Origin of the sequence: Streptomyces sp. SID11385, assembly GCF_010548245.1 — a bacterium.
Taxonomy (GTDB): domain Bacteria; phylum Actinomycetota; class Actinomycetes; order Streptomycetales; family Streptomycetaceae; genus Streptomyces.
The window spans coordinates 16,723-30,047 of record NZ_JAAGLR010000542.1; the positions used below are offsets into that span (position 1 = coordinate 16,723).

A 13,325-nucleotide genomic window follows, 5' to 3' on the forward strand; every position below is an offset into this window, starting at 1 on the left:
GACCGGGGGGCTTTCGTCAGGGGTGGCGTCGGAGTCGCGTGGCGATCAGGACGCCCAGGAGGACGAGGGCCGCGTTGACCGCGAGGGCGGTGGTGACGCCTTGGCGGACGGCGGTGGCGGTGGCGGCGCCCGCCGTGCTCGCCGTGACGACCGCCGACATGAGCGGGGTGCCCATCGTGATGCCGATCTGCTGGGACATCGAGGCGAGGCCCGTGGCGAGGCCCTGTTCCTCGTCGGGGAGGCCGCTCGTCGCCGTGATCATGAAGCCGACGATCACGAGCATGTTGCCGACGCCGCCGAAGAACGTCGCGGGGAGCAGGAGGCCGAGCGCCGCGCCCGCGCCCGTACCGAGGAGACCGAGGAAGAGCAGCGCCGCCGTGAAGACGGCCTGGACGAGGCCGCCCGCGAGGAGCGCGGTGCGGGTGGACGTGCGGGCGACGAGCCGCGGGGCGAGGAGGCCGCCCGCGACCGTGCCGAGGCCGAGCACGCCGAAGGAGACGCCCGCGGCGAGCGGCGAGAAGCCCAGGGTCTTCTGGAGGTAGAGGGTCAGGAGGTAGACGAGCGAGGTCTCGGTGACGAAGGCGAGCAGGCCCAGGACGTTGCCGAGCGCGACGCCCCGGCGGCGCAGGACCCGCGGCGGGACGAGCGGTTCGCGCGCCGTGCGCTCGACGAGCGCGAACACGGCGAGCAGGACGGCCCCGCCGAGCAGCCCGGTCAGCGCGCGAGCGCTGGTCCACCCGTACTCGCCCGCCTGTGTGAGCCCGTAGACGAGACCGAGCAGACCGAGCGTGACGGCGAGCGCGCCCGGCAGGTCGAGGCGCGGGCGCACCGCGGGCCGCGACTCCTTGACGACACGCGGCGCGAGCACGAGGACGGCGGCGGCGACGGGCACGTTGACGAAGAAGGCCCAGCGCCAGGAGAGCAGGTCCGTCAGGACGCCGCCGAGGACGGCTCCCGTCGTGAATCCCGCCGACATCAGAGCGCCGTTGATGCCGAGGGCTCGCTGCCGCAGCGGGCCCTCGGGGAAGGACGTCGTGAGCAGCGAGAGGCCCGCCGGGGTCGCCGCCGCCGTCGCGAGGCCCTGCGCGACGCGGGCGGCGATCAGTACGCCGGGGCTCGTGGCGAGCCCACCGGCGAGCGAGGCGGCGCCGAGGAGCGCGAGGCTCCCGAGGAAGATCCGCTTCCGGCCGATCAGGTCGCCGATGCGGCCGAAGAAGAGGGTGAAACCGGCCGCGCACAGGGCGAAGGCCGTCGCGATCCACTGGAGGTTCGCGAGCGAGAAGCCGAGCCCCTCGCCGATCGCGGGCAGCGCCACGTTCAGGATCGAGAAATCGACGGCCAGCATGAACTGGGCGACGAGCAGGACGGCGAGGACGAGCTTGAGGCGGGCGGTGAGGCGCGGGGCCCCGGGCGGTGGCGCGAGGGTCGCGGGCGCGGGGATCGCGGGCGCGGTCGCGGCGCGGAGTACGGACATGACGAACCCTTCGGTACGGAGGCGCGGGCGCGCCGCTCGACGTAACGGGACTGGATTCCCGTTACGGCGAAGAACGTAGCACCGTCGGGCGCCGTAAAGGAACCCTGATTCCATTAAGCTGGGGTCATGACCGACGCAGCCGCTCCACCCCCGCCCGGCACCCCACCTCCCGGCACCGTCCGCCCGGGCGGGCGCACCGCCCGCGTCCGCGAGGCCGTCCTGCGCGCGAGCGGCGACGCGCTCGCCGAGCGGGGCTTCGAGGCCCTGGACCTCGCCGACGTCGCCCGCCGCGCCGACGTGGGCAAGACGACCGTCTACCGCCGCTGGGGCACCCCCGCCGCGCTCGCCGCCGACCTTCTCGCCGACATGGCCGAGCAGTCCCTGCCGCGCGCGGACACCGGCGGCATCGACGGCGACCTCCTCGCCAACGCCCGCCTCGTCGTGAAGACCCTCACGGACCCGCGCCAGGGCCGCCTCTTCCGGGCCCTCATCGCCGCCTCGCTCTGCGACACCGGGACGGCCGGGGCGCTGCACCGCTTCTACGAGGTACGGGTCGCGGAGTGGGCGGGGTGCGTCACGGACGCCGTGGCACGCGGTGAACTCCCGGCGGGGACGGACGCGCGGGCGGTCGTCGCCGCCGTATCGGCCCCGCTGTACTACGCCTTCCTCAACCTCGGCACCCCGCTCACGGACCACCACGCCCGCCGCGCGGCCCACGCGGCGGCGACGGCGGCGCGGGCGGGGGTGTGGAGCGGGAACACGGAGGGCGAGTGAGACCGGCGGCCCCGCCGCCACCGGCAGCAGCGGGGCCCTCCCTCACTTTCCAGCCAACGGCCCGCACCCACAGGGCCCTTGACAGTCTCGCTCACAGCCCTCGCACAGACCCGCCGGACCTCCTCGTGGCATGTGCGCGGAAACCGCTCCCCCGGCCTCGTTGAGCTACCGACGCGTAACCCGGGTGCCCCTTCCCGCCGCGCGCGAGGCGCGGCGCCACCGCCACAAGCGGGTGGCACGGTTCCGGCCAAGCTCTCTTCGTGGTCATGACACGCGGTGCCCCACGGTGCGAAGGTGGCGATGCGCCACCCCCCACGGTCGGCCACACCCCCCACCCCCTCGGGGTCGGGTCGCCCTCGCGACGATCCGGCCCCGCGGCACCCGTACGCCCGTCAGTTCACCGCGCGGCCCGTCGTCCGCCTCCCCACGAGGCACGGCCCCGCCGGGGCACCGCCCTACCCGGGCCACCCCCCGCCGGGCCAGGAGGCCGGTCCGCGCTCCCCCCACTGGAACGAATCGACTGGGAGTCAGCGTTGTCCCGTAACCCCGGCACGTCCCGTACCTCCCGTTTCTCCAGAACGGCTCTCGTGACCGCCACCGCGGTCGCCTCCGCCGCTCTGCTCGCGGGGGCCCTCGGCGCCCCCGCCACGGCGGCGGACCGCACCCCGTCCGCGACGCCGCTCACGATGACCGCCTCGCTGCGCGCCGGTCTCCTCAAGGAGGCGAAGGCGGACACCGCGGCCACCGCGCGCACCCTCGGGCTCGGCGCCCAGGAGGAGTTGCGCGTCAAGGACGTCGTGAAGGACCGCGACGGCACCGTGCACACGCGCTACGAGCGCACCTACCAGGGCCTCAAGGTCCTCGGCGGCGACCTCGTCGTGCACACCGCGAAGAGCGGGAAGCAGGTCGGCGTCAACCGCGCGAGCAAGGCGGAACTCACCGTCGACACGAGCCCGAAGACCCTCAAGGCAGCGCCCGAGGACGCCACGAAGGTCGTGTGGGCGCCGCGCCACGGCAGCCCCGTGCTCGCCTACGAGTCCGTCGCGAAGTCCGTCGCGAAGGACGGCACGCCGCGCGAGATCCACACCGTCACCGACGCGACGAGCGGAAAGCGCCTCGCGCGGTGGGACGGCGTCGAGACCGGCCTCGGGCACAGCGAGTACAACGGCGACGTCACGCTGGGGACGAGCGGTGCGGCGGGCGGCTACACGCTCACCGACGCGGAGCGCGGCGGCCACAAGACGTACGACCTCGGCAACGGCTCCGCCGGGAACGGCACGCTCTTCACCGATGACGACGACGAGTGGGGCGACGGCACCGCGAGCGACCCGCAGACGGCCGCCGTCGACGCCGCCTACGGCGCGGCCGAGACCTGGGACTACTACAAGGACGTGCACGGCCGCTCCGGGATCGCCGGGGACGGCAAGGGCGCGACCTCGCGCGTGCACTACGGCGACAACTACGTCAACGCCTTCTGGCAGGACAGCTGCTTCTGCATGACGTACGGGGACGGGGCCGGCAACGCCGCGCCGCTCACCGCGCTCGATGTCGCCGCGCACGAGATGAGCCACGGCGTCACGGCCGCGACCGCGGGGCTCAACTACAGCGGCGAGTCCGGCGGGCTCAACGAGGCGACGAGCGACATCATGGCGACCGCCGTCGAGTTCTACTCGAACACCGACGAGGACCCGGGCGACTACCTCATCGGCGAGAAGATCGACATCAACGGCGACGGCAGCCCGCTGCGGTACATGGACGAGCCGAGCAAGGACGGCGCCTCGCGCGACTACTGGTCCGCCGACCTCGGCAACACCGACGTCCACTACTCCTCCGGCCCGGCGAACCACTTCTTCTACCTGCTGTCCGAGGGCAGCGGCGCGAAGACCGTCAACGGTGTCTCCTACGACTCGCCGACCTACGACGACTCGACGGTCACGGGCATCGGTATCGACAAGGCCGCGCAGGTGTGGTTCAAGGCGCTCAGCGAGTACATGACGTCGACGACGGACTACGCGGACGCCCGCGAGGCCACGCTCAGCGCGGCCGGTGACCTGTACGGGGCGGACTCCGCCGAGTACCAGGCGGTGGACGCGGCCTGGGCGGCGATCAACGTGAGCTGACGACAGGGCGCACGGCGTGAGGTAAGGGGCGTTCACCAGGTGAACGCCCCTTACTGTTCATCCCGTTCATCGGATCAACGCACCGCGCTCCTCCGACACGCGCACCGCCCTCACCGCATCAGCACGCCTCCCCCGTCCCCCTTCGCCTCCGCCGGTACCGCCACGAGCCCCAGTTCGGCGGGCGAGGCGAGGAGCCGGTGGGCGGGCAGGACGCGCACCGTGTAGCCGAAGCTCCCCGTGCGGTCGAGCGCGAGCGGACCCTCGTACGTCCAGCGGCCCTCCAGGTCGGGCCCGGCCCCGACCGGCTTGAGCGGCACCGTGTGCGGCTCGCTGATCCGGTCGTCCGCGTCGACGCGCCCGGAGACGACCTGCACCTCGACGTCCTCGGGCGCGAGCGCCCCGAGCGAGACGTGCGCGCGCAGCCCCAGGCTCGCCCCGTACTCGGCGCCCGTGGCCGTCGCCGTCGTCTCCGGCTGTTCGATCGCCACCTGCCCCCAGCTCCCGCGCACCTTCGCCTTCCACGCGGCGAGCTGCCCGGCCGCCTCGGGAGTGAGGGCGCGGTGGGCGCGCGCGGCGGGGGCGTAGAGGTCCTCCACGTAGCCGCGGACCATGCGCCCGGCGAGGACCTTGGGCCCGAGGCCCGTGAGGGTGCGGCGCACCATCTCGATCCAGCGCCCCGGCAGGCCCTGCGCGTCGCGGTCGTAGAAGCGCGGCGCGACGCGTTCCTCCAGGAGGCGGTAGAGGGCCTCCGACTCCAGGTCGTCGCGGCGCTCTTCGTCGAGGTGGGCGCTGCCGTCGGCGGTGGGGATCGCCCAGCCGAAGTCGGGCTCGTACCACTCGTCCCACCAGCCGTCCAGGACGGAGAGGTTGAGCGCGCCGTTGAGCGCGGCCTTCATGCCGCTCGTGCCGCACGCCTCCAGCGGGCGCAGCGGGTTGTTGAGCCACACGTCGCAGCCGGGGTAGAGGGTCTGCGCCATGCCCATGCCGTAGTCCGGCAGGAAGACGACGCGGTGGCGCACGCGCGGGTCGTCGGCGAAGCGGACGAGTTCCTGCACGAGGCGTTTGCCGCCGTCGTCGGCCGGGTGCGCCTTGCCCGCGACGACGATCTGCACGGGGCGCTCGGGGTGGAGCAGGAGGCGCGTGAGGCGCTCGCGGTCGCGGAGCATGAGGGTGAGGCGCTTGTACGAGGGGACGCGGCGCGCGAAACCGATCGTGAGGACATCCGGGTCGAGGACCCCCTCGATCCAGCCGAGTTCGGCCGCGCCCGCGCCGCGCTGGCGCCAGGAGGCGGCCAGGCGGCGGCGGACCTCGCCGACGAGGCGGGCGCGGAGCTGTCCGCGTACCCCCCAGATGTCCGTGTCGGGGATGTCCGCGACGGCGTCCCAGCGGGGCGAGCCACCGACCGCCATGGCCTCCTCGGCGCGCGCGGCGCCGATGCGTCCGGCGCCGAGCGCGAAGACCTCGGGGGCGACCCAGGTGGCCGCGTGCACGCCGTTGGTGACGGAGGTGATCGGTACGTCCTCGGCGTCGAAGCCGGGCCACAGCCCCGCGAACATCTCGCGGCTGACCTGCCCGTGCAGGGTCGAGACGCCGTTGGCGCGCTGGGCGAGGCGCAGGCCCATGACGGCCATGTTGAACAGGTGCGGCTGGCCGCCCTCGTACGTCTCGCGGCCCAGGCGCAGCACGTCCTCGACGTCGAGCGCGGGCAGTTCGGCGCTCGGGCCGAAGTGGCGGGCGATCAGCTCGGCGTCGAAGCGGTCGATGCCGGCGGGGACGGGGGTGTGGGTGGTGAAGACGGTGCCGGCGCGGACGGCTTCGAGCGCGGTGGCGAAGTCGGGGTGCGCGGGGTTCTCGCTGGTCAGCAGTTCGTGCACGCGTTCGAGGCCGAGGAAGCCCGCGTGTCCCTCGTTCGTGTGGAACACCTCCGGCTCGGGGTGGCCGGTGAGGCGGCAGTAGGCGCGGACGGCGCGGACGCCGCCGATGCCGAGCAGCATCTCCTGGTGGAGGCGGTGCTCGCTGCCGCCGCCGTAGAGCCGGTCGGTCACCTCGCGGGCCGCGCGGTCGTTGTCCTCCACCTCCGAGTCGAGGAGCAGGAGCGGTACGCGGCCGACCGCGGCGCGCCAGATCCTGGCCCGCAGGACGCGCCCGGCGGGGAGCGTGAGGGCGACCTCGGCGGGGGTCCCGTCGGCCTCGCGCAGGAGCGTGAGCGGCAGCTCGCCCGGGTCGAGCACGGGGTACGTCTCCTGCTGCCAGCCCTCGCGCGAGAGGGACTGGCGGAAGTAGCCGTGCCGGTAGAGGAGGCCGACGCCGATGAGCGGGACGCCGAGGTCGCTGGCCGATTTGAGGTGGTCCCCGGCGAGGATGCCGAGGCCGCCCGAGTACTGCGGGAGCGCCGCGGTGACGCCGAACTCGGGCGAGAAGTAGGCGATCGCGCCGGGCAGCGCCGCGGGGTCCTGCTCCTGGTACCAGCGGCCGTCGGAGAGGTACGTGTCCAGTGCGGCGGCGGCCTCGCCGAGGCGCCGTACGTAGCGCTCGTCGGCGGCGAGGGTGGCGAGCCGGTCCTGGGGCAGCGCGGCGAGCAGGCGCAGCGGGTCCTGGCCGCTCTCCTCCCACAGGACGGGGTCGGCGGCGCGGAACACCTCACGCGTCGGGGGGTGCCAGGACCAGCGCAGGTTGCGGGCGAGTGCGTCGAGCGGGCGCAGGGGTTCGGGGAGTACGGGCCGGACGGTGAATCGTCGGATGGCCTTCACGGTGCCGCCTTCGCGTCAGGAAGCTGAACAGAGCGCCCGTCACCGGCCGGCCCGGGGGGGGTCACCAGGACCGCCACCCGCTCCGTTACCGGGACAAAGGCCGCTTCCCGGCGACCCTAGCGCGGGGGGTACCGCGCCAACCACGGCGCGCGCCGGTGCCCCGTACGCTCCCCGCGCCCCTCAAATGCGCCCACCGAATCGCCGCGTCCCCGCCCACCAGCCACAATCCGATGAGGCGGGGCCGCACCCCCGGGTGCCGTGTGACGTGGCCGGAATCGTGTCCGTGTTGATGAGCGAGTAGTTAACACGCCGTCGGGTTGCCCATACGGATACCGGGGGAAGGCTTCCGCGGTAGCCCACCGCAGCACCCCTTTTCCATCCACCCACTCGGGTGAACGCGGACAGGAGCGGCCATGCCCCAGGGACACCGGAGAGGGAATCGGGTGAAGACCCGGTCAACGGACGGGTCCGCGCTGCCGATAGACGGTGCGAAGGCGCGGGCGGTCGCCGCGGGGCCCGAAGGGACCGGACGGTCCGGGCCGCGACGGGACCGGTCCGCGCGGGACGCACCCGCCCAGCCCCGCCGCACCGCCCGACCACCCGCACCCGCACCCGCACCCGCACCCGCACCCGCACCCGCACCCGCACCCGCACCCGCTACGTCACCAGGTGATGCCGTGAAAACCCCGATCGGCCGCATCCCCGTGCTGGATGTGTCCCCGCTCGTCGACTGCGGCCGCAGGCCCGCCAAGGCCGTCGTCGGCGAGACCTTCGAGATCAGTGCCACCGTCTTCCGCGAGGGCCACGACGCCGTCGCGGCCAATGTCGTCCTGAAGTCCCCCGACGGCCGTCCGGGCCCGTGGATTCCCATGCGGGAACTCGCCCCGGGCACCGACCGCTGGGGCGCCGAGGTGACCCCGGACGTCGAGGGGCGCTGGACGTACAAGGTGGAGGGCTGGAGCGATCCGCTCGCCACCTGGCGTCACGCGGCCGGCATCAAGGTGCCCGCCGGGATCGACACCGCGCTCGTCCTGGAGGAGGGCGCGCTGCTCCACGAGCGCGCCGCGCGCAAGGTCCCCAAGCAGGACGGGAAGCGCGAGGTGGTGCTCGCCGCCGCCGACGCGCTGCGCGACACCTCGCGCACACCGGGGCAGCGGCTCGCCGCCGCGCTCGCGCCGGAGGTGGTGGAGGTCCTGGACCGGCACCCGCTGCGCGAGCTGGTCAGCTCCTCGAAACCGCTCAAGCTGCTGGTGGAGCGGCGCCGGGCGCTCGTCGGGTCCTGGTACGAGTTCTTCCCGCGCTCCGAGGGGGCGCGGGTCACCGCGGACGGGCGCAGCCGCTCGGGAACGTTCCGGACGGCGGCCGAGCGGCTGCCGGCGGTCGCCGCGATGGGCTTCGACGTCGTCTACCTGCCGCCCATCCACCCGATCGGGACGACGCACCGCAAGGGCCGCAACAACTCGCTCGACCCGACGCCCGAGGACGTGGGCGTGCCGTGGGCGATCGGTTCGGCGGACGGCGGGCACGACGCGGTGCACCCGGAGCTGGGCACGCTGGACGACTTCGACGCCTTCGTGGCGCGGGCCCGTGAGCTGCGCCTGGAGATCGCGCTCGACTTCGCGCTCCAGTGCTCGCCGGACCACCCGTGGGTCAAGGAGCACCCGGAGTGGTTCCACCACCGCCCGGACGGCTCGATCGCGTACGCCGAGAACCCGCCGAAGAAGTACCAGGACATCTACCCCATCGCCTTCGACAAGGACATGCCCGGCCTGATCGCCGAGACGTGCCGCGTCCTGCGCTTCTGGATGGACCACGGGGTGCGGATCTTCCGGGTGGACAATCCGCATACGAAGCCGGTCGTCTTCTGGCAGAAGGTGATCGCGGAGATCAACGGGCGCGATCCGGACGTGATCTTCCTGGCGGAGGCGTTCACCCGCCCGGCGATGATGCGCACCCTCGCCGCGGTCGGCTTCCAGCAGTCGTACACGTACTTCACCTGGCGTAACACGAAGCAGGAGCTGACGGAGTACGCGCAGGAGCTGGCGGGTGAATCGGCGTGGGTCATGCGGCCCAACTTCTTCGTCAACACCCCGGACATCCTGCACGGCTACCTCCAGGACGGCGGGCCGCCCGCGTTCGCCACGCGGGCCGTGCTCGGAGCGACGCTCTCCCCCACGTGGGGGGTGTACGCGGGCTTCGAGCTGTACGAGAACCAGGCGCTGAGGCCCGGCTCCGAGGAGTACCTGGACTCGGAGAAGTACCAGCTCAAACCGCGTGACTGGGAAGGGGCCGAGCGCGCGGGACGCTCGCTGGCCCCGCTGATCACGAAGCTCAACCGGCTGCGCAGGCTGCACCCGGCGCTCCAGCAACTGCGCCGGGTGCACTTCCACCACGCGGATCAGGACCAGGTCATCGCGTACTCCAAACGGGCGGGCAACGACGTCGTGCTCGTGGTCGCGAACCTCGATCCCCACCACACCCAGGAGGCGACGATCTCGTTGGACATGCCGGCGCTCGGCCTGGACTGGCACGAGACCGTCCCGGTGCGCGACGCGCTCACCGGCGAGACCTACCACTGGGGCAGGGCCAACTACGTGCGCCTAGAGCCGGGCACCACGCCCGCGCACGTGTTCACCCTGCGACCGTCCCCGCTGATCGGAGGGTCACCCGCATCATGATCGTCAACGAGCCCGTTCCCGACACCTTCGAGGACACCCCGCGCAAGGACCGCGATCCCGACTGGTTCAAACGCGCCGTCTTCTACGAGGTCCTCGTCCGGTCCTTCCAGGACAGCAACGGCGACGGAGTCGGCGACCTCAAGGGCATCACCGCGAAGCTGGACTACCTGCAATGGCTCGGCGTGGACTGCCTGTGGCTCCCGCCCTTCTTCCAGTCCCCGCTGCGTGACGGCGGCTACGACGTCTCCGACTACACCGCCGTGCTCCCCGAGTTCGGGGACCTCGCCGACTTCGTCGAGTTCGTGGACGCGGCGCACCAGCGCGGCATGCGCGTCATCATCGACTTCGTCATGAACCACACGAGCGATCAGCACATGTGGTTCCAGGAGTCCCGCAAGGACCCCGAAGGCCCGTACGGCGACTACTACGTCTGGGCCGACGACGACAAGGCGTACAGCGACGCGCGGATCATCTTCGTCGACACCGAGGCGAGCAACTGGACCTTCGACCCGGTCCGCAAGCAGTACTACTGGCACCGCTTCTTCTCGCACCAGCCGGACCTCAACTACGAGAACCCGGCCGTGCAGGAGGAGATCATCGCGGCGCTGCGCTTCTGGCTGGACCTCGGCATCGACGGCTTCCGCCTCGACGCGGTCCCCTACCTCTACGCCGAGGAGGGCACCAACTGCGAGAACCTGCCCGCGACGCACGAGATGCTCAAGCGGGTACGGGCCGAGGTGGACGCGCACTACCCGGACACCGTGATCCTCGCGGAGGCCAACCAGTGGCCCGAGGACGTCGTCGACTACTTCGGCGACTTCTCCAAGGGCGGCGACGAGTGCCACATGGCCTTCCACTTCCCGGTCATGCCGCGCATCTTCATGGCCGTGCGGCGCGAATCGCGCTACCCCGTCTCGGAAATCCTCGCCAAGACCCCGGCGATCCCGGCCGGGTGCCAGTGGGGCATCTTCCTGCGCAACCACGACGAGCTGACCCTCGAAATGGTGACGGACGAAGAACGCGACTACATGTACGCGGAGTACGCCAAGGACCCGCGGATGCGCGCCAACATCGGCATCCGCCGCCGCCTCGCGCCGCTGCTCGACAACGACCGCGACCAGATCGAGCTGTTCACCGCGCTGCTGCTCTCGCTGCCCGGCTCCCCCATCCTGTACTACGGGGACGAGATCGGCATGGGGGACAACATCTGGCTCGGCGACCGCGACGCGGTGCGCACCCCGATGCAGTGGACGCCCGACCGCAACGCCGGGTTCTCCTCCTGCGACCCGGGCAGGCTCTTCCTGCCGACCATCATGGACCCGGTCTACGGCTACCAGGTGACGAACGTCGAGGCGGCGATGTCCGCCCCGGCCTCGCTCCTGCACTGGACCCGCCGCATGATCGAGATCCGCAAGCAGAACCCCGCCTTCGGGCTCGGTTCGTATACGGAGCTGCCGTCCTCGAACCCGGCGGTCCTCGCCTTCCTGCGCGAGCTGCGCTCGGAGGACGGGACCTCGGACGACCTGGTGCTGTGCGTGCACAACTTCTCGCGCTTCGCCCAGCCCACCGAGCTGGACCTCCAGGCGTACGCGGGCCGCCATCCGGTGGAACTCATCGGTGGTGTGCGCTTCCCCGCGATCGGTGAACTGCCGTACCTGCTCACCCTCGCGGGTCACGGCTTCTACTGGTTCCGGCTGCGCAAGGACCCCGCCGAGCGCTGAACGGGCGCGGCCCCCGCCCCGCGCGGGGGCCGCGACACGCGTGCGGGGCGGCGGCGCTGCGGTCGCCGCGTCCCCCACGTGCCCGTATGGTTTCGGCCAGGGAAATCCCGTACCAGACCCGTACGTCCGTTGGGTCCCGACCCGCATACTGTGTCCCACCCCGGGCACCCTCCCGGAATACCGGCACCACCGACGGGTCGGCCCAGCGAACGGCCCGTCACCGTACGGACTTCTCCCTACTGCCCCACCGGTCACCGTGGGGCCTGCGCGCCAGGGTCTTACCGCTTCGCGCGGGGCGCGTGAACCTGCTGGTGTACCCGGGGAAAGGACACGACCGCCGCCATGTCGGATGCCCCAAGGACGCTCGTCCCTTCCCCCAGCCCCGTCCCGGACCCGGGGGAACTGCTCGCCTCGATCGACCCGCTGCTGCGCGACTGGCTGCCCCGGCAGCGCTGGTTCGCCGGCAAGGGCCGCCCCGTCACCGGCTTCACCCTCGTCTCACTCACCGAACTGCTGCCCTGGCGCGGCGGGCGCGGGGGCGGCCCCGGCCTCCTCCATCTCCTGGTCCGCGCCGACCAGGACGCGGACCGCCCGGGCGACTGCTACCAGCTCCTGCTCGGCGTACGGAGCGCGCTGCCGCCGCACCTCGCGCACGCGCGCATCGGCCGCCCGGAGTCCGGGCCCTTCGCCGGGCACGTCGTCTACGAGGCGCTCCAGGACCCGCGCCCGGCCGAACTCCTCCTGGAACGGATGCGACTGCCGGGCCGGCTCGGCGCCCTGCGCTTCGGGCACGACGCGCGGACCACGATCCCGGGCGGCCTCACACCGAGGCCGCTCGGCTCGGAGCAGTCCAACTCCTCGCTCGTGTACGGAGATACGTTCATCCTCAAACTCTTCCGTCGGGTCGTCCCCGGCGCCAACCCGGACCTGGAACTGCCTCTCGTGCTCTCGCGGCAGGGGTGCGCGCGGGTGCCCGCGCCGGTCGCGTGGATGCAGGCGGAGCCGGAGGGCGGCGCGGGCGGCGAGCCGTACGTGCTCGGCGTGCTCCAGCCCTTCCTGAAGGGTTCGGACGACGGCTGGGAGCTGGCGCTGCGGCGGCTCGCCGCGGGCGAGGACTTCACCGCCGACGCGCGGGCGCTCGGGAGGGCGACGGCCGAGGTGCACACGGCGCTCGCCACGGCCCTGCCCGCCATGACCCTCGGCCCCGGGCAGCTCGCCGCGCTCGCCGGGGACATGACGCGGCGCCTGGAGGAGGCCGCGGCGGCGGTGCCCGAGCTCCAGCCGTACGTGCCGGGGCTGCGCGCCGCGTTCGCGCGGCTGGCCCTGGCGGGCCGCGAGGGCCGCACGTGGACCGCGCAGCGCGTCCACGGCGACCTGCACCTCGGGCAGTGCCTGCGCTCGGCGGAGGGCTACTGGTCGCTCATCGACTTCGAGGGCGAGCCGGCCAGGCCGCTCGCCGAGCGCCGCCACGCCTTCCCGCCCGTGCGCGACGTGGCCGGGATGCTGCGCTCCTTCGACTACGCGGCCCGCTCGCACGAACCGTGGGCGCCGGAGTGGGCCACGGCCTGCCGCGCCGCCTACTGCGAGGGGTACGCGGAGATCGCCGGCCGCGACCCGCGCGAGGACGCGGACCTGCTCACCGCGTACGAGACGGACAAGGCGGTGTACGAGGTCCTGTACGAGGCCCGGCACCGGCCCGACTGGCTCCCGGTCCCGCTCGCGGCGATCGCGCGGCTCGCGGGGGACTCGCAGGCGCGCGAGGCGCGGGAGGCGCACACCGCGCGCGAGACGCGGGACCCGGAGCCCGC

General features: G+C 73.0%; 7 protein-coding genes. 5 read left to right on the forward strand and 2 right to left on the reverse strand.

Annotation, left to right across the window (positions count from 1 at the left end; genetic code table 11):
• Positions 1 to 16: 16 nt before the first annotated feature.
• Complete coding sequence (locus G3I42_RS16625) at positions 17 to 1,474, reverse strand: MFS transporter (RefSeq protein WP_164286757.1); 1,458 nt, start codon at positions 1,472 to 1,474, stop codon at positions 17 to 19.
• Positions 1,475 to 1,600: 126 nt separating this feature from the next.
• On the opposite strand from G3I42_RS16625, the gene G3I42_RS16630 reads away from it, so the two are divergent.
• Positions 1,601 to 2,248 (forward strand): TetR/AcrR family transcriptional regulator, encoded by a 648-nt coding sequence (locus tag G3I42_RS16630; RefSeq protein ID WP_164286759.1) that lies wholly within the window; start codon positions 1,601 to 1,603, stop codon positions 2,246 to 2,248.
• A gap of 587 nt (positions 2,249 to 2,835) precedes the next feature.
• Entirely contained in the window at positions 2,836 to 4,368 is a 1,533-nt protein-coding gene (locus G3I42_RS16635; protein WP_164286761.1) for a M4 family metallopeptidase, read from the forward strand.
• A gap of 110 nt (positions 4,369 to 4,478) precedes the next feature.
• Here the strand turns inward: G3I42_RS16635 and glgP are convergent, their stop codons facing one another.
• Positions 4,479 to 7,118 carry an alpha-glucan family phosphorylase gene (gene glgP, locus G3I42_RS16640; RefSeq protein WP_164286763.1) on the reverse strand — a complete coding sequence of 880 codons (2,640 nt, stop codon included), beginning with the start codon at positions 7,116 to 7,118 and terminating at the stop codon, positions 4,479 to 4,481.
• A 677-nt stretch (positions 7,119 to 7,795) separates the two neighbouring features.
• On the opposite strand from glgP, the gene G3I42_RS16645 reads away from it, so the two are divergent.
• The 3 genes from G3I42_RS16645 to G3I42_RS16655 all read left to right on the forward strand — a co-directional run.
• A complete protein-coding gene (locus G3I42_RS16645; protein WP_164286772.1) occupies positions 7,796 to 9,796 on the forward strand; it encodes an alpha-1,4-glucan--maltose-1-phosphate maltosyltransferase in 2,001 nt (666 codons plus the stop codon).
• Positions 9,793 to 11,517 carry a maltose alpha-D-glucosyltransferase gene (gene treS / locus G3I42_RS16650; RefSeq protein ID WP_093587572.1) on the forward strand — a complete coding sequence of 575 codons (1,725 nt, stop codon included), beginning with the start codon at positions 9,793 to 9,795 and terminating at the stop codon, positions 11,515 to 11,517. Before G3I42_RS16645 ends, treS begins: the two co-directional genes overlap by 4 nt.
• Before the next feature lie 342 nt (positions 11,518 to 11,859).
• The coding region (locus tag G3I42_RS16655) for a maltokinase (RefSeq protein WP_239096499.1) at positions 11,860 to 13,325 on the forward strand (1,466 nt) is incomplete at its 3' end.

Bases quoted from the DNA above. Each gene is read 5' to 3' on its own strand.
- G3I42_RS16625 (WP_164286757.1), bottom strand. From the start codon at position 1,474: ATGTCCGTACTCCGCGCCGCGACCGCGCCCGCGATCCCCGCGCCCGCG.
- G3I42_RS16630 (WP_164286759.1), top strand. From the start codon at position 1,601: ATGACCGACGCAGCCGCTCCACCCCCGCCCGGCACCCCACCTCCCGGC.
- treS (WP_093587572.1), top strand. From the start codon at position 9,793: ATGATCGTCAACGAGCCCGTTCCCGACACCTTCGAGGACACCCCGCGC.